The sequence below is a fragment of the Mucilaginibacter sp. SMC90 genome, from assembly GCF_022811725.1.
Lineage (GTDB): Bacteria > Bacteroidota > Bacteroidia > Sphingobacteriales > Sphingobacteriaceae > Mucilaginibacter.
Genome location: NZ_CP094527.1, coordinates 3,245,710 through 3,265,051 on the forward strand (window position 1 = coordinate 3,245,710; position 19,342 = coordinate 3,265,051).

General features: G+C 43.5%; 13 protein-coding genes and 1 tRNA gene. 7 read left to right on the forward strand and 7 right to left on the reverse strand.

Annotated features, from left to right (window positions below):
* The first annotated feature begins 192 nt into the window (after positions 1–192).
* From MTO98_RS13720 to MTO98_RS13740, 5 genes are all read left to right on the forward strand, one after another.
* On the forward strand, positions 193–381 hold the full coding sequence (locus tag MTO98_RS13720; RefSeq protein ID WP_243487217.1) for a hypothetical protein: 189 nt from the start codon (positions 193–195) through the stop codon (positions 379–381).
* A 68-nt stretch (positions 382–449) separates the two neighbouring features.
* On the forward strand, positions 450–974 hold the full coding sequence (gene hscB / locus MTO98_RS13725) for a Fe-S protein assembly co-chaperone HscB (protein WP_243487218.1): 525 nt from the start codon (positions 450–452) through the stop codon (positions 972–974).
* A gap of 19 nt (positions 975–993) precedes the next feature.
* Positions 994–1,073: transfer RNA gene (locus MTO98_RS13730), tRNA-Leu, on the forward strand.
* A 297-nt stretch (positions 1,074–1,370) separates the two neighbouring features.
* Complete coding sequence (locus MTO98_RS13735) at positions 1,371–2,393, forward strand: LLM class flavin-dependent oxidoreductase (RefSeq protein WP_243487219.1); 1,023 nt, start codon at positions 1,371–1,373, stop codon at positions 2,391–2,393.
* 391 nt (positions 2,394–2,784) lie between these two features.
* Entirely contained in the window at positions 2,785–5,745 is a 2,961-nt protein-coding gene (locus MTO98_RS13740; RefSeq protein WP_243487220.1) for a glycosyl hydrolase, read from the forward strand.
* Positions 5,746–5,853: 108 nt separating this feature from the next.
* Here MTO98_RS13740 and MTO98_RS13745 read toward each other — a convergent pair whose 3' ends face one another.
* Together MTO98_RS13745 and MTO98_RS13750 are read right to left on the reverse strand one after the other, a co-directional pair.
* A complete protein-coding gene (locus tag MTO98_RS13745; protein WP_243487221.1) occupies positions 5,854–6,690 on the reverse strand; it encodes a phytoene/squalene synthase family protein in 837 nt (278 codons plus the stop codon).
* Positions 6,687–7,595 (reverse strand): MerR family transcriptional regulator, encoded by a 909-nt coding sequence (locus MTO98_RS13750; protein WP_243487222.1) that lies wholly within the window; start codon positions 7,593–7,595, stop codon positions 6,687–6,689. The genes MTO98_RS13745 and MTO98_RS13750 overlap by 4 nt, the downstream gene beginning before the upstream one ends.
* Positions 7,596–7,778: 183 nt before the next feature.
* On the opposite strand from MTO98_RS13750, the gene MTO98_RS13755 reads away from it, so the two are divergent.
* Positions 7,779–10,145: an ABC transporter permease gene (locus MTO98_RS13755; RefSeq protein WP_243487223.1), complete on the forward strand. Its 2,367-nt coding sequence runs from the start codon at positions 7,779–7,781 to the stop codon at positions 10,143–10,145.
* A 311-nt stretch (positions 10,146–10,456) separates the two neighbouring features.
* Here MTO98_RS13755 and MTO98_RS13760 read toward each other — a convergent pair whose 3' ends face one another.
* From MTO98_RS13760 to MTO98_RS13775, 4 genes are all read right to left on the reverse strand, one after another.
* Positions 10,457–12,958, reverse strand: a complete 2,502-nt coding sequence (locus MTO98_RS13760) for a YfhO family protein (RefSeq protein ID WP_243487224.1) — start codon at positions 12,956–12,958, stop codon at positions 10,457–10,459.
* Positions 12,959–13,373: 415 nt separating this feature from the next.
* Positions 13,374–14,786, reverse strand: coding sequence for an MFS transporter (locus MTO98_RS13765; protein ID WP_243487225.1), 1,413 nt, complete (start codon positions 14,784–14,786; stop codon positions 13,374–13,376).
* Between the two features lie 62 nt (positions 14,787–14,848).
* Positions 14,849–15,448, reverse strand: coding sequence for a TetR/AcrR family transcriptional regulator (locus tag MTO98_RS13770; RefSeq protein WP_243487226.1), 600 nt, complete (start codon positions 15,446–15,448; stop codon positions 14,849–14,851).
* Positions 15,449–15,477: 29 nt separating this feature from the next.
* Positions 15,478–16,212 (reverse strand): SDR family NAD(P)-dependent oxidoreductase, encoded by a 735-nt coding sequence (locus tag MTO98_RS13775; protein WP_243487227.1) that lies wholly within the window; start codon positions 16,210–16,212, stop codon positions 15,478–15,480.
* A 301-nt stretch (positions 16,213–16,513) separates the two neighbouring features.
* Here MTO98_RS13775 and MTO98_RS13780 point away from each other — a divergent pair, with 301 nt between their 5' ends.
* Complete coding sequence (locus MTO98_RS13780; protein WP_243487228.1) at positions 16,514–17,137, forward strand: Crp/Fnr family transcriptional regulator; 624 nt, start codon at positions 16,514–16,516, stop codon at positions 17,135–17,137.
* 213 nt (positions 17,138–17,350) lie between these two features.
* On the opposite strand, the gene MTO98_RS13785 is transcribed toward MTO98_RS13780, so the two are convergent.
* Positions 17,351–18,775, reverse strand: a complete 1,425-nt coding sequence (locus MTO98_RS13785) for an amidase (protein WP_243487229.1) — start codon at positions 18,773–18,775, stop codon at positions 17,351–17,353.
* Between the last annotated feature and the right edge of the window lie 567 nt (positions 18,776–19,342).

The window sequence follows — 19,342 nt, forward strand, 5'->3', positions numbered from 1 at the left end:
TTTCATGCCAAATAATTCAATCCGGCATCCGTATTTCATCAGGACTTACTGTTTTGTTTCTGACGACGATCATCTTGTTATAGCATAATCCTTTCTTATTTGATTACTAAAAGGTAATCATTCTTCATTTAAATTATTCAGGGTATTAACCTTTATAAGGGTTGTGCCTGCTATTTATTTTATACTATCAAGATGAAAAAAATTAAAAAGCTCATAAGGCTTTGCGGGCTCATATTGTTTATGATCTTGGCTGTTGCCGGGATAGGTATATTAGGAGTGGCCCCCACTTTAACTAAAGACAGAAAACTATTTGTTGATAAACACCCCAGAACAGAAATTGCAGAGAAAAGTGAAACTGACCAAGAAAAGCCCCGTGAATAGCAGATAACTTACGTTAACGTGAAGTTCATAGCTGCAAGGATAACGTGCTAATAGCTATCTTTGCCGCTATGAACTATTTTGAATTTTATGGCATTCCTGAATCTTTTAAAATTGACCAGGCTTTGCTAAAGAAAAAGTTTTACGAGCTAAGCAAGCTTTATCATCCCGATTTTTATGCAAACGAAGATGAAGCCAGGCAGCAGGAGATATTGGAATTATCTACCATAAATAACAAGGCTTATCACGCACTTGGCGATCCGGCCAAGCGTTTAGAATACATTTTAAAGTTGCATGACCTGGTATCTGAAGGTGCAAAACCGCAATTGCCTGCAGATTTTTTAATGGAAATGATGGACATCAACGAACGCCTTATGGAGGTTGATGACGCAACACAACTGGCTGCTATAACTTCAGAAGCGCTTGCTATTGAAGGAGATATAAATGAAGAACTAAATAAGCTTACCGGCGACTATGAGCAACTGGATGATACAGCTAAAGAAAGCCGCCGGATAGAAATTGCAAATATTTACTATAAACAAAAATATTTGTTGCGAATTAAGGAGAGTTTATCTACATTTGCAGCCCGCTTGTAAGGGAAAGCACTTACAAAATGCCCAGATGGCGGAATTGGTAGACGCGCTGGTCTCAAACACCTGTGGGAAACCGTGCCGGTTCGACTCCGGCTCTGGGTACATCTGACGGATGTAGAAGGCTGTAAGTTAAATACTTACAGCCTTTCTTTTTTTCTTGCATATTGTTTTATATGCACCTTTTTGGATCAATCAGAATTTTTGTGGGAGAATAAAAAAGTATTTGCTTTGTGTTTACCAACACGAATCCGCTTGTTAACTGCATACGAAATCCTTGTCCTTTTAATTTTGCCGTAAAGCCATCTGATCTCTCGTCTTTCGGACGGGGCCGGGCCTTTAAACGAGCAGATTCGACATATTGGTGACTAAGGGGCATCGTGGTTTGTTTATTTTTGAAGCATGAAGAAAATAGGATTTCTATCATTCGGGCACTGGTCCAATCATCCATCTTATGCAACCCGCAGCGCAGGCGATACACTGCTTCAATCTATTGATCTTGCTGTGGCTGCTGAAGAACTGGGTTTAGATGGTGTTTATTTCCGTGTTCATCATTTTGCGCGGCAACTGGCCTCGCCATTTCCATTGCTTTCGGCAATTGGAGCAAAGACCAGCAAAATTGAGATCGGTACCGGGGTGATCGATATGCGGTATGAAAACCCGCTGTATATGGTGGAAGATGCCGGTGCTGCGGACCTGATCTCGGCCGGACGTTTACAACTGGGTATCAGTCGGGGTTCACCGGAACAGGTGACCGAAGGCTGGCGTTATTTTGGTTATGAACCGGCGGCAGGCGAAACGGATGCCGACATGGGGCGGAGCCATGCCTTGCAGTTTTTGCAGCGTTTGGATGGCATCGGCTTTGCCGAACCTAACCCCAATCCTATGTTCCCTAATCCGCCTGGCTTATTACGCCTGGAGCCACATTCAAAAGGCTTGAGGGAGCGGATCTGGTGGGGAGCTGGTTCTAATGCCACAGCAGTTTGGGCGGCTGAGAATGGGATGAACCTTCAAAGCTCCACTTTAAAATTTGACGAAAGCGGCAAACCTTTTCATATCCAGCAGGCAGAACAGATCAGGTTATATAAAGAAGCCTGGAAAAAAGCCGGCCACAAACGGGAGCCAGGGGTTTCGGTGAGCCGTTCTATCTTTGCACTGGTAAACGATCAGGATAAATATTACTTTGGCGGGCAAGGTAAATCAGCTGATAGTTTTGGTTATATCGAACCCGAAAAAAGGGCAGTCTTCGGCAAGAGCTATGCCGCCGAACCAGATCAATTGATTGAAGAGTTAGTGAGGGACGAAGCTATTCAGGAAGCAGATACGGTGCTTTTAACTATTCCCAATACACTGGGTGTGGATTATAATGTACATGTGCTATCCGCTATTTTAGAACATGTGGCACCCGCTTTGGGCTGGCGGTAATCACATTGATTTCCGGATAAAATCTGGTTAATGCCTGTATTTTCGCTAACAAGATACAGTATCATCGCTTGCTCTTTTTATATGTTTTTTTGTCGGCTTTTGCTTTGTCCGGTTAAATTTTGAGATTAAAGCTACCATGCCCCGTTTTACAACCCTTCCCGCCTGCTTATGGCCAAGGGGCTTTTAATTCAGCAGAACAGAATGCTCGCACCTACACAGCTTTGGCCTGTTTAAACCCGAAGTAAACATGGGTGATCCTGTGCGGAAATACAACCTGCATCAGGCCTAATCCTTACATGAGCAAGACAGTGTAGGATGGTTAAGATATTTTTAAATGCAATATTGGTTGTTCTTTAGCATTTTGCCAATTACCATAGCTAAGCCAATCAGTATGTTTAACTTACATTATCCGTTAACTTTTGAATGTAACGGGATAAAAGCTATTAAGATTCTTTTTATAACGCTTGCACTATTCGGAGCAAACGTAAGTTTTGGACAAACCAGGCGAAATGATCATTCGTTGGCTACCGATAAATTCTTACAGTCCTTCGTTGCTCCGCCTGATTCGGCTAAATCACGGGTTTATTGGTTTTGGATATACAACAGGGTTACAAAAGAGGGGATAGCCCGTGACTTGAAGGAGTTTAAAGCAAAAGGTATTAGTGGGGTAAACTTAATTTGTAATGGCGGCTACGCAGGGAAAGAACCGCTTTTAGGCGTAGATTTTTTAGGTGAAGAATGGCGGGCCTTATTTCGGTACGCCGTTAAGGAAGCAAACCGCTTACATATAGAGTTAGGGTTTAACCTGGCCGGAGGGTGGACATTTATGGGGCCATCCGTAACAAAAGACGACGCCATGAAAAAGGTAGTATGGGCAGAGGTAAAAGTTGACGGCGGATCGAAATTTATTGGAAAGCTTCCCTTACCTGAACAAGTTCAAGGTTACTATCACGATATCATGGTTCAGGCGTTCAGGGTACTGGACGATGGAAAAACATTTGACCAGGCATCGGTAACAGACATTACCAATAAACTGTTACCTGATGGGTCGATAGAATGGAATGTTCCCGCAGGAAAATGGGTGATATTGAGAAGCGGATACACTCTTACCGGACATCCCTGGAGCAAATGGAAAGCTTACCCCGAGGGTGACACCTTTAAGGGCGGTGAAGGCTACGAAATTGACTATCTGAGTAAAAGGGCGTTAGATAATTATTTTAATTATTTAGGAAAAACGGTTATTGCTGAAGCCAAAAAAGCTGGCGGGCACATCGATTATTTGTGGAGCGACAGCTGGGAATGTGGGAAATTAACCTGGACTCAGGATTTCCTTACGCAGTTTAAAAAATTTCGGGGATATGACCTGAAGCCCTTCATGCCTGTTTTGGCCGGCTATGTTGCTGATAGCCCGGAAATTTCCGAACGGTTTAAAGAAGATTTTGACAGGACCATCCAGGATTGTATTGCAGAAAACTGCTATGGGCACTTCGCAGAGTTATGTCATAAAAATGGTATGAAAGTTGGCAGCGAAGCAGGCGGGCCCAATGATATACCTCCAATAGACGTTTTAAAGAATTTCAGTACACAGGATATAGTTGCCGGCGAGTTTTGGGTGAACGGGCACAGAAATGCTCCGGGAGGATATAATCAAAACAGGATGTCGCGGCTAAATTTGAAACAAACAGCTTCTGCAGCGCATGTTTATGGGAAAAAACAGGCCGAGGCCGAAGCTTTTACCGAACAGGAGCACAACGCCACTCATTGGACATTAGGGCCGTCGGACCTTAAGCCATATGCTAATGATGCATTTTGCGAAGGCATTAACCGGTTGATGCTCCATTCGGCTACTTCTCAGCCGCCTTCAGACGGTAAACCTGGATACGAATATTGCGCTGGAACGCATTTTACGCCCAATGTAACCTGGTGGGAGGAATCTAAACCGTTTTTTAACTACCTGAACAGGTGCCAGTTTATGCTGCAACAGGGCCGGTTTGCTGCCGACGTATGTTATTATTTAGGCGAAAGGCCGCCGTTACTTGCGCCCCCTAAGTATAATATTCCCACACTGGGCCCGGGCTTTGACTGCGATTATGCCAATTCCGACGTATTGCTGAACAGGATGAGCGTTAAAAACGGGCTGGTCACTTTGCCCGATGGAATGAATTATAAGATGCTGGTGCTTCAAAACTGCGTGTCTCCTGTACCTGAGATAGCTAAGCAGGTCGGTTCCTATCAAAGTCTTCGGATACCGGAGCAAGCTTCAAAATCTATGTCGCTGCCGGTTATTGAGAAGATCAGGAAATTGGTTTACGATGGCGCGACGATAGTTGGCCCGCCACCCGAAAATGCAGGAGAGCTTAAAAACTATAGTGAAACAGATATTAAAGTAAAGAAAATCGCGGCGGAATTATGGGGGGATTTGGACGGCCGTACCGTAACCGAACGAAAGGTAGGGAAGGGACGCATTATTTGGGGAAAAACCGAAAGGGAGGTTTTGACAGAAGATGGCGTGACCCCTGATTTTGAATTTGCAGGTCAGCCTGACAAACCGAATGATTTTGATTATATTCACAGGTCTGCCAAAGATGCAGAGATCTTTTTTGTTATAAACCGCACCAATCAAAAGCAATCGCGTGAGTTCACATTCCGGGTAAAGGGAAAGATCCCCGAGATCTGGGACGCCGTAACCGGTAAGGCCTTTGATGCAACGGAATATGCCCTAAACAACGGAGTGGTAACAATACCTCTTGAGTTTGATAGTTTTGGCTCGCTGTTTATCGTATTCAGAAAGGCCGTAACAGCCCATAATAATACTTTAAGCCACAAAAACTTTCCGGTTATTAAACAACAACAAGAACTGGTTGGCTCGTGGAATGTGTCTTTTGATCCCAAATGGGGAGGGCCAGCAAATGGTGAGTTTGCTGAGTTAAAAAGCTGGACAGACAATACCGACGAAGGTATTAAGTATTATTCGGGCACTGCCACCTACCGGAAAACTTTTGATTTGAGCACGATAACGAAAGAGAATGCCATCAGCATCAATAAGAAGATAATCCTGGACCTTGGGGATGTGAAAAATGTTGCCAAAGTTAAACTTAACGGAAAGAATTTAGGTGTGCTGTGGTGTACGCCCTGGCAGGTTGATATCACCGGAGCTGTCAAAGACAGGGGAAATATTTTAGAAATTGAAGTGACCAACCTTTGGGCAAATCGTGTTGTCCATGATTTAAGCCTTCCGGTTGATAAGCGGCTTACTAAAACTCATGAGTCGTTTCGTTTTGATATGCTAAACGCTAAAACCCCCTTGTTGGAATCTGGTTTACTTGGCCCGGTTTGGGTTAAAACAAAGTGATGGTATTTACATCCAAGACGCCTGGTATCAAATTCATGTATGCCGTGCATTGTTAATCAAAAAATGCTTGCCTTGTGTTTAACAACATCAAGGCCGGCAATGTCTTGTTTAGATCCAGTTTAGGCGATGTTTAAGCAGGGTGCCAAATAGCAGCAATAGTTTGCGGCCATTGGAAATCCTGAAGCGTTTTGAAAAAACCGTACCGGCACCGGCCTGCCTGATCTTACCAAATAAATTCAGGTAATACCGGTAAGCCAGGAATACTCCACGCCTTGACGACTTGGGCAGGTCCCTGATCCCCTTGAGCGCTTCTTCAAAGTCTGCTTCAATGTCCTGTTCAATCCTTTTTTTATCCTGCTCCGTAAAATTAGCCAGGTCAACTCCCGGAAAGTACGACCTGTTCAACTGCTGGTAATCTGCGCCAATATCCCGCAAGAAATTAATTTTCTGAAAGGCCGCCCCCAGTTTCATAGCCCGTGGCTTTAGCTGTTCAAAAGCCTGCCGGTCGCCCCCTGTAAATACATGCAGGCACATCAGTCCTACCACTTCTGCCGAACCCAGGATATAGGCTTCATATTTGTCCTGGTCGTAAGTTTGCCTTTCAAGGTCCATTTCCATACTGTCAAGGAACTGGCAGATGAGCTGGTGATCGATTTGATAATCGCTCACCGTTTGCTGAAAAGCATTGAGGATAGGGTTCAGGCTGATCTTATTATTGATGGCCAGGAAGCAATCCTTACGAAACTCTTCCAGCAATTGCTGTTTGTTGTAATCATGAAAGCTATCCACAATCTCATCAGCCAGTCGTACAAAGCCATAAATAGCGTAGATAGGATCGTGAAGTTCCTTATCCAGGAACCGGATCCCCAGGGCAAAACTGGTGCTGTACCTGCGGGTGGTGAGTTTGCTGCACTCTACTGAAAGCAAGTCAAATTTCTTTTTCATAGCGCAGGTGCTTTAGGTGTTTTGGCGATGAGCTGTTCGAAATCCTGCAATGTGCGCATCCATGTAACGCCCTGAGGATAATCCAGGCCGCCCAGCACTTTTGCATTACCCGACAGCAGGATCTTCGCGTCTGGAAATTGTGCGGATAAGAGATCAATGTAAACCTGGGCATCGGCTGCCGGCCGGACGCGGGTCATAAAAAAAAGCAGGTTTTCAGGATTCGTAGCATTTGCAGTGTTCGCCAGGGCGAACAACGGCAATTTTGGACCCATGTAAATCACTTTTTGCCCCGCCGAGCGCAGCAGGTAACTGGCCAGCAGCAGGCCAATATCATGGTCTTCATCCTCGGGAAGAAAAAGGAGCCAGCTTGAGCCGTATGTACCGTCAGCCGGATTTAAACCGTCGATGGCGGCAAGCAGCTTTTGCCGGATGATAGCTGAGAGGAAATGTTCCTGGGAAGGACAAAGCGATTCGTTCAGCCACATCAGCCCCATGCGCACCAGGATGGGGTAAATTACCTTTTTGTAAGTCCCGGTCACTCCGTTTATTTGAAAAGAGGCCGAGATCAGTTCATTGACCCGGGCCTCATTATAGGCCATACCATGATTGACGATCTGCACGATAAAATATTCGAAGCGATGTTCTTCAGATACGGTAAGTTCAATCTGATCCTGTAAAAGAGCGGACATGTTATCCTTATCCAGCGCGCAGGCCCTTGATATTTTATGGCCGGCATGATAAAGACCCGCGATACACAACAAGCGTTTTAGCTGCTCATCGTCGTAATAGCGCGTATTGCCAACAGTACGGGAAGGCTTCAATGCTCCGTAGCGCCGCTCCCATATCCTGATATTGTGGGCGGAGATTCCGGATAGCTGTGCCAGATCGGATATGGAGTATTTCATTTTGTCTAAATAATTGATATTTAAATTTAGACAAATAATTCATTTTATGACAAATTTGTTTTATTCCGGGAAAAAATAATAAACTATGAAAGCGCACCGCTTTCTGTTGCAGCAAAAAAAAGGAGAAAGCGCTGCAACCTATTGCATCATATGGGCGTCTTATCGTTATCAAAGCCTGACCATATGCTGAAAAATTATTTAAAGATCACCTGGCGTAACCTTCTGCGTCAAAAAACATTTTCCCTGATCAATATCCTTGGACTGACCATAGGCATGGCAAGCGCCGCGCTGATTTTGCTTTGGATCAATAACGAGCTCAGCTTTGATCAATTCCATGAAAAGCGGGACCGGCTTTATTCGGTTTATAACCGCTCGAAATTCGACGGGAAACTATGGAGCTGGGAAACCACGCCTAAAATCATGGGCAGGGTGATGAAAGAAGAATTGCCGCAAATGGAAAAAGTAGCCAGGGTTACTGATGCCAATTTTTTATTTACCATCGGCGACAAACACCTGACGGCATCGGGCGATTTTACTGACCCTGACTTTCTTTCCATGTTCAGTTTTCCATTGATTAGCGGCGACCAGAAAACCGCGTTGAATGAAGTAAATAACATCGTGGTCACTGAAAAATTCGCAAAGAAGCTTTTCGGTGAGGAAAACGCGATAGGCAAAACGGTTAAAGTAGATAGCAATTCTTATTTCAAGGTAACCGGGGTGATGAAGGACCTGCCGAATAATACCCGTTTTGATTTTGAATACCTTATGCCGTGGTCATATCTGAAAAAGATCGGTCAGGATGATGGATACTGGGGTAATAACTCCATTCAAACCTTTGTACTTTTAAAGCCTGGCGTAACTGAGGCCCATGCCGATGCTGTAGTGCTGAATTTTACCAAAAATCATTCTGATACCAAAGACATTCAGCAATTTTTGCACCCTGCAGGTAAATGGCATTTATACTCGCATTTTGAGGACGGAAAAATAGTTGGAGGGAAAATCGAGCGGGTAAGGGTATTTTCCCTCATCGCCGTGTTGATCCTCGTCATCGCCTGCATCAATTTTATGAATTTAAGTACCGCCAGGAGCGAGAAACGTGCACGTGAGGTAGGGATCCGTAAAACTGTTGGCGCATTAAGGGGATCGTTGATCTGGCAATTCCTGGGTGAATCTGTCCTGATCGCTTTTATCGCAGGCGTTTTCGCTATTGTGATCGTGCAGATCAGCATGTCCGGTTTCAACCAGCTTACCCAAAAGCAGTTATTTGTACCTTACGGCAACCCATACTTTTGGCTCATAGCGCTGGGCTTTATCATCATTACAGGTGTTATTTCGGGAAGCTACCCGGCTTTGTACCTGTCATCTTTCAAACCCGTAGCTGTATTGAAAGGCACCTTTAAAGCGGCAAATGCGTTGGTTACGCCGCGTAAGCTATTGGTGGTGATCCAATTTACGTTTGCGGTAGTGCTGATCATTTGTACCATCATTATCCGCCAGCAATTACAGTACGCCCAGGATAGGGATACCGGCTACAAGAAAGACAACCTGGTTTACAGCTTTATGTCCGGCGAAATCGCGAAGCATTATCCATCCATCAGGAACGAATTACTTTCCAGCGGTGCGGCAACATCTGTGTCTAAAACAAACTCACCCATAACCCAGCGGTACAGCGATAGCTGGGGCTTCAACTGGCCAGGCTCATTGCCTAACAATAAGGTTGATTTTATTATTTACAGTTCGGACGGCAGCCTGGTTAAAACCATGGGCCTTAAGCTCGTAGCCGGCAGGGATATTGACCCTGTGAATTATCCTACGGATTCAACCGCCTTACTGGTCAACGAGGCCTCGGTTAAGATCATGAACCTGAAAGATCCTGTTGGTAAGTCGATCAGTCAGGGAGAGGGTAAAGACATGAGGACCTGGCATATTGTTGGTGTGATCAAAGACTTTATTATCAGCTCGCCTTACGAACCGGTTCAACACATGCTTATTGAGGGACCCAGTTCCTGGTTCAATATCATCCATTATAAGCTCAATAATGCCAACTCTACTAAAGAGAACCTTCGCCGCGCCGAAGCAATATTTAAGAAATACAACCCGGATTATCCGTTTGAGTATAGTTTTGTTGACCAGGAGTATGCCAAGAAGTTTGGTGACGAACAACGGATCGGTACGCTGGCCAGCCTGTTTGCGGGGCTGACGATCATTATATCCTGCCTCGGGCTTTTTGGTCTTGCCGCCTACATGGCACAAAACCGCATCAAAGAAATTGGTATCAGAAAAGTGCTGGGCGCTTCTGTGGCCAGCGTAACCACACTGCTTTCCATAGATTTTCTGAGACTGGTTGTGATCTCTTTTTGCATCGCTTCGCCCATCGCCTGGTATTTAATGTATCAATGGCTGAAGGGGTACAGCTACCGGATCTCGATCAATTTGTGGGTGTTTGTAATTGCTGCAGCGCTTACCTTGCTGATATCTGTTTTGACCGTAAGTTACCAGGCCATCAAAGCAGCATTAACTAACCCCGTGAAAAGTTTGAAAGGGGAGTAGCGCACTTGCAACCGAGGCATTGCTTGGCTTGTGCCCGTTGAGAAATACAATTTATTCGATAACGGGGCAACACAGTAAGTTGGCTTCAGACAGCCAGGTTTGCCAGTGTTGTATGATTTTGTGAGTCGGCTCTTTGTTAAAAAAGCGGTTGCGTGAGGTGTCTGCTTTACATTATGCACCTCGCTACGGATGAAAACAGTCAGGGGCCGGCAATCTCCGGCCCCCGACTGTTTTTACGCTAACAGCGTCTGCTGTTTAAGTTGTGATATGGCTTGGTGCATACTGTGCAATAGCGTAACGTTTTGGGTAAATTACTTGCTGCTATGATTTCGCTTTGTTAAAGCATATAGTTTGCTGCCGAAAGCGCTACCTGCTAACAATAAAATTAAGCAAACAGAACTGGCTAAAGATATTTTCTCACCAGTGTAATAGGAGCTTGGGTGAAATACAAATTCTACCGTATGTTTACCAGCCGGAAGTTGTGCCGCTCTCAAAAGATAATTTACTCTGAAATAAGGCTTTTCAATGCCATCGACGAGCATTGTCCATCCATTTTTATAATAGATCTCCGAAAAAACCGCGATTTGAGCGCTATTTGAGTTTGAGCTGTAAGTCAAATGGTCTGGGTTATATTTAACCAATTCTATTCTGGCCGCTGAATCACGATTTAGATTAGAACTGTTTAAGCTATTTTTAAACTCCTGATTGATTATGGCCTCGTGATTTGGCTCAAAATTCTTTAACGCGGCCATTTCTTCATCTGCATTGTTTACAAAGCGGATGTTATTGATGAACCAGGCATTTCCGCAGGTATTGGGATTTTGCTGAACCCGCAGCGCCTTATTCGATGAGTCTGGCATGATAAAATATTTTGTATTTAACATGTCCAGAACGCTCATATTAACAGACTGACCACTTAATTGGTTGTCGATCAGTTCATCAAATCGTTTCAATCTTGCTGCAGAATAACCACCGATGGATTTATGAAAAAATGGGTTAAGTACATCCATTTTTATTCCTGCGGTTGCATCGTAAACCCTAAAGTTGGGGTCGGTGTCTTTTGCAATGGTTAAATCCACCTCGCGTGGATTTACAACGGTTTGCTCTTTTTCCGTGAAATTACTTTCCTTTAGATAGCGCTTGTCTATCTGCCAAAGATCAACCAGCGTCAAGGTTAACAAAATGATTGAAGCAATTTTAAAGCTGATCTTTTGTTTCAGCAACACCCATATGGTAATAAAGGTCAATACTACAAATACAAGCGACCGGATCGCGTCAGTACGTTCAAGGCTTACCCTGTCTTTAACAATAGCGTTTGTAACATCTCTCGCAACTGCGTTATCTCCTTTAAGTGCCTGAACCAGATAATTAGTGCTGGCGCTTTGATCACTTGGGCGGAAATTCAACAACAACTCAGGTATAGCGATCAATATCAACAGCAGTCCTCCGGTTATGTAAAACCCTAATTTTAACTTTTTTAAAATGATGGCTTTGTCTTTAGTATCTATTATTTCCTGAACGGCTAAGATTGCCAGGATCGGGAAACATATGCTCGTAACGGCCAGAATTGATTCTACAGCGCGAAACTTGTTGTACAACGGGAAATATTTGAAAAATAGGTCGGAAACAAGAGGCCAATTTCCACCAAATGATAATAACATGGTTAGGATAACGGTGGCCAGCATCCACCATTTGATACGATGCTGAACGATGATCAACCCCAGAATAAACAGGAAAAATATGGTTGCACCAAAGTAATATGGGCCGGCTGTTGAAGGGCGTTTTTCACCCCAGTACAATGTCAGGCCCGGGAAATCGCCACCGGAAATTTGCTGCGCATAATTGACAGCCTGCGCTTCGGGAACGCCCTTGTTTATAAATACTTTGGCCGTTTCCGAATTCTGATCTAAAATTTCCGTTCCAGACCCACCGCCATAAGCGTTCGGAACTAAGAATGTAAGACATTCTGCAACGCCCTGGCTGTATTGATAGGCATAATTTCGATCAAGGCCATTTGTTGGCTCTTTTGCATTTTGGGTAAGATTTGATTTTCCCCGATAGCTGTCTTTACTATATTCAAAAGTGCTCCAAATCAAAGATGCGTTTACCGCCACCGCAAGTAAACAGGCCCCAGTAAAGAATAAAACAGATTTAAAATACGGAATCGTGTTTTTTGTCTTAATGGAATGATACAGTTCAATGATCAAAAAAACGGCAATAGCCAGTGACAAATAATAGGTCATTTGGATATGGTTTGCTTTTAATTCAATTGACATGAAAAGCGATGTTACCGAAACTCCGAGCAAGTGCTTACCCCGGAATGTCAATATCATTCCAGCGATGACCGGGGCAAAAAAGGCGATAGCAAAAACTTGATTTGCATGGCCCGCCACAAATAAAATTATATTGTAAGACGAAAATGCAAATGCGATAGCTCCTGCTCCTGCAAGCCAGGGTGTTACTTTCAAAACATTAAACAAAAAGTATGTGCCCAAAAGCAATATCAAAACAGTGCCAACCGGATTGGGAAAAGTACGGTTTACCGTATTTACTATAACTGTTGCAATGCTGGAGGAATAGGGAGCCCAGATCTGGTAAGCGGGCATGCCGCCAAAAATTTGATTAGTCCATAAGATAGTTGTATCCCTGCTCCGATAATCCATGATCTCTTTTTGAGTGGATTGTGCACCGATAACATCACTTTGTCCCAACGCTTTTCCCTGGAAGGCTGGTGTGAAATAAATAAAACAGATCAATGCGAATATTCCAATAATGAGCAAGTGGGCACTGTTTCGTTTGAACCATTCGTTCATAAATGTGACTTTAATTTAGGGAGTAATAGGAAAGATTAAGTATAAAGGAGACATCTTCAATAGTTCAGCCACCTGATTCAATATATTATTTTCGATGGCTTCTTTTATTCAAGCAATGATATCCTTTTTTGATGCTGTTCCACGCAGGGTATAAAGCTAAAGCCTCTTGTCGGGGGCCCGGCATTCACGGAAATGTTTCACGTTGCGGCCCTGTTGGATATTCTTTGGTATTGATAGTATTCATAAGTCAGTATGTAGAGTTTGCCTAAATTAAACAAAATAATAAAAAGACGCGCTTTAACTGATATAGATGCTGAGATGTACTATCAAGCGCTAAAGGTATACTTTTATAACGTTGATGTTAACGATAAGAAAAAGCGGAATTGACGGAAAAGTTTATTATTGAGAAACTACTTTATTCTGCAACATGTGATACGCTTGCGCCTTTTACTTTTTTAGGTAATAGCATCAATAAGATGCTCAATATAACCAAACAAGCAATTTGCATGGCTAGGCCATAATGAAAGGCTTGCTGCACATTTTTTGTATGATCAATTAAGTAATAAAAGAAGCCGCCTATAAGGCAAATACCCAATGCCGAAGATGTTTGTTGAACGGTTGAGTAAATGCCGGCTGCGGCCCCCGCAAACTGGGGCGGGAGGCTTCGGAGTGTGATATTTAACAACGAGGGTAAAACCAATCCGTTTCCTAAGCCATATAATGCCTGAAGCGTGAACAATATGGCTATACTGGCCCCTGTTTTAAAATACATGATTTGCAAGCAAAAGGTGATCACTATAATGGCAATCCCTATCTGTAACACCGGCGTACCATATTTGGGTATCCAACGGGAAGCTGCTACAGACGACATGGTGAACAGGATACCTGGAGCAACAAAATATAACCCTGATGCGAGCGGACTAACGCCAAGCCCATTCTGAAGAAAAACGGCGCTTAATAACAGGTAGGAGGTATGCATCATGAAATGAAACAAAACTGCGGCAAGGCCTATATTAAGGTCACGAAACTTAAACAAATCGGTATCAATTAACGGAGCTTTACCCGCCGTTTTCTTTCTTCGCTGATCGTAAACAAAATACCAAAGGATGATACCCGAAAAAATCAGTAAAGCGAAGCTCCACCATGGCCAGCCAGATTCACGGCCCTGGATGAGTGGATAAATGAGGCAAAATAATGCAATAGTAAGGATCATTACACCAGACATATCCATTTTGGTGCTATTGTGCCGCTCCGTCTCCGGAAGGTATAACCAGGCTGCAAGCAAGGAAATAGCACCTATAGGGAGGTTAACCAGGAAAATAAGCCGCCAGCCCGGAACAAAAAAGTGCCCGCCCGAAAAATAGCCGCCGAGCACCTGCCCGATAACGGAGGCTAAACCGAGTGTAATCCCAAACCAGCCGATTGCCTTAGAGCGCTCTTTGGAATCTGAAAACAGCACTTGTATAAAAGCAATAGACTGAGGAACCATAAAAGCTGCGCTTACACCTTGAAAAAAACGCATCAGGTTTAATTGATCCGGTGTTTGTGAAAGCCCGCATAAGCACGAAAAAATCGTAAAGCCGATCATGCCCCAAAAGAATGTGCGCTTACGTCCATAGTGGTCGCCGGAGCGCCCGCCAGTGATCAAAAAGGCGGCATAGCCTAACAGGTAAGCAGCGATCACAAGCTGAACCTGTGCGTCATTGGCGTGCACCCCGGCTTTAATTGAAGGGATAGCGACATTGATAATAAATACATCAATAACCGATAAAAGTGGCGCAGTCAGCACAATAGCCAATGCCAGCCATGGAGAAATGGTTTTACTCATAATAGGGATTTTACAGGATGGGTAACTTTAAAACAGTTACTCTTGAAAATTATCTGCTTTTCTCAAACACAAATGTTATCTACAATTCTTTTTGCAGCTTCTACTAAACTGTTTACATATTTCATATCCTGCGTTGATCGGAAAAATAAGGAGGCACCCTCTATAATGGAAATAATTTGGAGTGCTGTTGCGAGGCAGTCTGTATTTGCTTTAAACTCGTTTGCTTCTATGCCTTTTTCGACTATTTCGGTAAGATTTTTTGTCCAGGAAATTAAAGCCGCTGCCGCTTTGCTTCTTAAGTGATCATTGGTATCGTCTGCTTCAGACACCGTGTTTAAAAGAGGGCAGCCGCCGGGGGTAAACGGCGTTCTTGCCGATGGGTGATGCAATAAGACCTGAGAAAGCAACTTACTTTTATAGGATGAATGGCTGTCGGCGCCGTCAAAAAGCAACTTTCGTTTTCGCTCCCAGTTGTAATCAAAAACAGCCAGTGCTACGGCGTCCTTATTCGGGAAATTGCCATAGATACTTCCACGGGTCATGCCCGTTGCCTTTTCCAAATCACTTACCGATGTGCCTAACAGGCCTTTTTTATTAATGAGTTCGGCAGTTAATTCAACGATGCGTTGCCGGGTACTTTCTGATCTTGGTATAAATTTCATATCACAATTGTAAGTTGGGTTTGCCTGAGTTACCACGCAACGGTTTCACCATCTTTAAAAAACATTCCTGTAGGGCCATCTTTAGGGAGCGTTGCAGCAAAAACGATGCTTTTTGCGCCTTCGCTTACCGGTCGCCCGCCAAAATCAGCCAAAATATCATGGGTTGCTGTTAAACCGGGGGTGGCAGCATTCACCAGTATGCCATCCGGTTTCAGATCAAAAGCTGCTTTCAAAGTAAAAGCGTTCAACGCCGCTTTTGAAATGCTGTAAGCAGAAATGATATCTCTCCATGGGTTAACAAGACTATATCCTTCGCCACCAAAAGAACCCGAGCCCGATGAAACATTTACGATCCTTGGATGTTCGCTTTTTTTCAGTAGCGGCGCGAAGTATTTGACCGTGCACCATGAACCTATTAAGTTGCTCTCCAGCACATTCCTGATATCGGCAAGATCCGCTGTCGTGGTATGGAATTGATCCGGAAATAAGGTAGCATTATTGATCAGGACATCCAGTTTTCCGTATTGTTCCATGATTTGATCAGCAACCCCTTTAACCATTAACTCATCAGTTACATCTAAAGCCAGCGGTACAATATCAAGGCCTTCGTGATGAAGTATTCCTGCAAGCAGGTTTGCCGTTTCTTGCTTTCGCGAGGTAATGATCACCTGGTAGTTCTTTTGGGCAAGTTGCCGTGCAACTTCAAAACCGATGCCCGTCTCTTTACCGACTCCGGTGATAAGTGCTAACTGTTTTATTTCCATAGATGTATGTTTTTTTTGATTGCGTATTTTGCTGCATCTGCGAAAATCTTCATTTGTTAAGTTTTAGCTGCATGAGTTTAATAGGATTATCCATGATTATATTTATATAACGATCAGTATATTAATGTTTGCTTATGTTAATATGAAAGCAAATTTAAGCCAAAAATATCTTATATATAACGTTCGTTATATTATTTTGATAATCCGATTGTAAATTTTGAGGTTATCGATCGCTTTCGCCCGGAAACTTGTGAGGGAACCTGATAAACCACGACCGAAGCTTATTAAATTTGCAGTAACCATGTTTGAAGCTTTTGAAAAACATCTCCGGGATCATGTAGATATTTCAGATGAAAATCTGGAGCTCATTCGTGCGGGCAGTGTTAAACGGACCGTACGCAAATGGCAGCCCATTTTACAGGATGGCGAAGTTTGGAGGATAAACTGTTTCATCGCCAGCGGATGCTTTCGCTTGTACCGGTATAGTGATGATGGCGCGGACCACACGCTCAGGTTTGGTGTTGATGGTTGGTGGATCAGTGACCAGGAAAGTTATAACAATGAAAAACCTTCCGATTATAATATTGAAGCATTAGCGGCCAGTACTGTGTTTATCTGGACGAAAGAAAAGTGGCTCGAATTGATGGAGGCGATCCCCGCCTTGAAAAAGTTCAATGAGGTTTTACTTGCTAAAAGCTATGAAGCCAGCCAGCGCAGGATCTACTCCCTCATCAGCTGCTCTGCCGAAGAAAAGTATAAAGAATTTCAAAAAACATATCCCAGTGTTTTCAATCGCGTTCCATTATATATGGTTGCCTCTTATTTAGGAATATCGAGGGAAACGCTAAGCAGGATACGAAAGGAATATACCAAACATTTTAAAAAGCTCTCCGGCTTGCACGAGGGTACTGATAAGTCCTCTTAATATTGCGGGCTGAAAAAAGGGCAGTGAAAATTCAATTTGATGCCTTGAGCGTTGTTTATACGAATTGGAGTTGAGGCTTACCATTCTACAAGGAAAGGAAAAAGGGGTTGTATCATAAATCATGATACAACCCCTTTCTTTTAACCGAATTTTCGGGACTTTTCGGTACGCTGGCTTGCGCCAAAGGACTTTTAACAAAAAGAATATCAGAAATTATCCTATAGGATGGGTTCCGTATGCCGGACTTGCCAACTGTATTTTTTCACCCAACTCAAGCAATGTAGCCTCGTCAAACCATCTTGCGGCCAGTTGAACATTTATCGGCAGTTTTTCCGAACTATTTGTAACAGGTACCGAAATAGCCGGCAAGCCTGCTATATTAAATGGAGCCGTTGCGGTATTAACGTGCAAAGCAGGAACGGTTTGACCATTAACAACAACTTCATTAAGCATGTGTGGTGTTGCTGTCATCGGGTTAACTGGCAATAACAGGATGTCATACTTTGTGAAATAATTTGCGAAATGACTTCTTAACTCTTCCAGTTTGTTTTCTGCCCGGGCGTATTCTTTTTGGCTAAGCAAATCAACACCCATGGTAAATTTACCAACAAAGTGCAAGTCATTTTCCCGGCCTTTGGTAAATTGCCCCATATAAGGCACCAATTCTCCGTAAATTACAGCGAAGTACAGTTTCACCCAATCCATACCCTGACCATCCATAAAAGGAAGACTTACTTCTTCAACCTGATGTCCCATATCTTTCAATAAGGCCGCTGTTGATTTAACGGCCGCTGTTATTTCAGGATCAACGGGGGCAAATGCCGGCTCTGATGCCCAGCCTACGCGTAACGGTGAGCCGGGTAAACGGAAATTGGCCGGTTTGGCCTCATTTCCATAAATGGCATATCCATCTTTACCATCTGCACCGTTAATGATCGAATAAGCCAGGGCAACATCTTTCATAGTACGGGCCATAGGGCCAATATGCCACCACCTGCTCAATACACGCGGAAAGTGCCCTGTGTAAGGAACACGGCCGTGTGTGGCTTTTATTGAAGATATGCCGGTAAAGGCAGCGGGGCCTCTTACAGAAATGGAAATATCACTTCCCAGGCCGACCGGAGAAAGTCCGGCTGCGATAACTGCTGATTCACCGCCACTGGAACCACCAGGAGTGCGGTCGGGGTTCCATGGATTTAAACTTCTTCCGGTGATCAGGTTTTCTGATTCCCAATACACTGCAAATTCGGGGATATTTGTTTTTATTAAAGGTATAGCGCCTGCCTGTTTCATACGAGCTACAACTGTAGCGTCCTGGTCAGGAATATTACCTTCAAATATTTTTGAACCGTATTGTGTTGGCACACCGGCTGTATCAATGCTATCCTTGATTGAAAAAGGGACGCCGTGAAGCGGGCCAAGTTTTTTACCGTTCGCCACAGCTTTATCAGCATTAGCGGCATCTTTCAGTGCTTGCTCACCCATAAGGGTAACAATACCATTTATTTGGGGGTTAACGGTCTCGATACGGTCAAGGTGTGCCTGAACAACTTCAACTGAAGTTATTTCTTTGTTACGGATCATTTCGGCAAGCGTTGATGCCTCCTGATAGTAGATAGGATCATTTTGATTTTTCATTGTTCGGATTAATTATTGCTTTATTTTGTTCAGGCAATCGAACTTCCGACTGCCTGAACAAAATTGCTGATGGTTAATCACCTGCAACGAAGTCATTTGACACAATTTGAAATTGATAAATGTCACAGTTTTTGGAGATATGTTCGGTAAGGTGTCGATCTATAAATTCATGATCGATCAAATCAGATCGGGCTTTTGTATTAATCAGCATAATATGCTTATCATGATCAACATTGGCATTTGTGTAAATCAATGAGATTACTGATTAGTTTAGCCTAAGCTACGCCTTAACCAAAACGGGGCAAGCAGGCCGCAAGCAAACGTCAAAGGCTAAACTTGGATAGCCCCATGCGCAGGTTCAATTGAATAAGTTTCGGTTGAAAAGGATCAGCAGGCAGTTTAAGTGATCATTCTATGATGTTAATGCAGCTTTTTTTAAATTGACGTAGTATTCCATATGAAAATAACGTTTAGATTTGGAATAATTGAAATAGGAAATTTACTTGAGCCCTTATACATTTCAAATCAATCTTTATGATCTCGCCTCTATCGGAGCGATATTTATCG

Coding starts and splice junctions, on each gene's coding strand:
- MTO98_RS13720 (WP_243487217.1), top strand. CDS start 193: ATGAAAAAAATTAAAAAGCTCATAAGGCTTTGCGGGCTCATATTGTTT.
- hscB (WP_243487218.1), top strand. CDS start 450: ATGAACTATTTTGAATTTTATGGCATTCCTGAATCTTTTAAAATTGAC.
- MTO98_RS13735 (WP_243487219.1), top strand. CDS start 1,371: ATGAAGAAAATAGGATTTCTATCATTCGGGCACTGGTCCAATCATCCA.
- MTO98_RS13740 (WP_243487220.1), top strand. CDS start 2,785: ATGTTTAACTTACATTATCCGTTAACTTTTGAATGTAACGGGATAAAA.
- MTO98_RS13745 (WP_243487221.1), bottom strand. CDS start 6,690: ATGAAAAAGAAATTTGACTTGCTTTCAGTAGAGTGCAGCAAACTCACC.
- MTO98_RS13750 (WP_243487222.1), bottom strand. CDS start 7,595: ATGAAATACTCCATATCCGATCTGGCACAGCTATCCGGAATCTCCGCC.
- MTO98_RS13755 (WP_243487223.1), top strand. CDS start 7,779: ATGCTGAAAAATTATTTAAAGATCACCTGGCGTAACCTTCTGCGTCAA.
- MTO98_RS13760 (WP_243487224.1), bottom strand. CDS start 12,958: ATGAACGAATGGTTCAAACGAAACAGTGCCCACTTGCTCATTATTGGA.
- MTO98_RS13765 (WP_243487225.1), bottom strand. CDS start 14,786: ATGAGTAAAACCATTTCTCCATGGCTGGCATTGGCTATTGTGCTGACT.
- MTO98_RS13770 (WP_243487226.1), bottom strand. CDS start 15,448: ATGAAATTTATACCAAGATCAGAAAGTACCCGGCAACGCATCGTTGAA.
- MTO98_RS13775 (WP_243487227.1), bottom strand. CDS start 16,212: ATGGAAATAAAACAGTTAGCACTTATCACCGGAGTCGGTAAAGAGACG.
- MTO98_RS13780 (WP_243487228.1), top strand. CDS start 16,514: ATGTTTGAAGCTTTTGAAAAACATCTCCGGGATCATGTAGATATTTCA.
- MTO98_RS13785 (WP_243487229.1), bottom strand. CDS start 18,775: ATGAAAAATCAAAATGATCCTATCTACTATCAGGAGGCATCAACGCTT.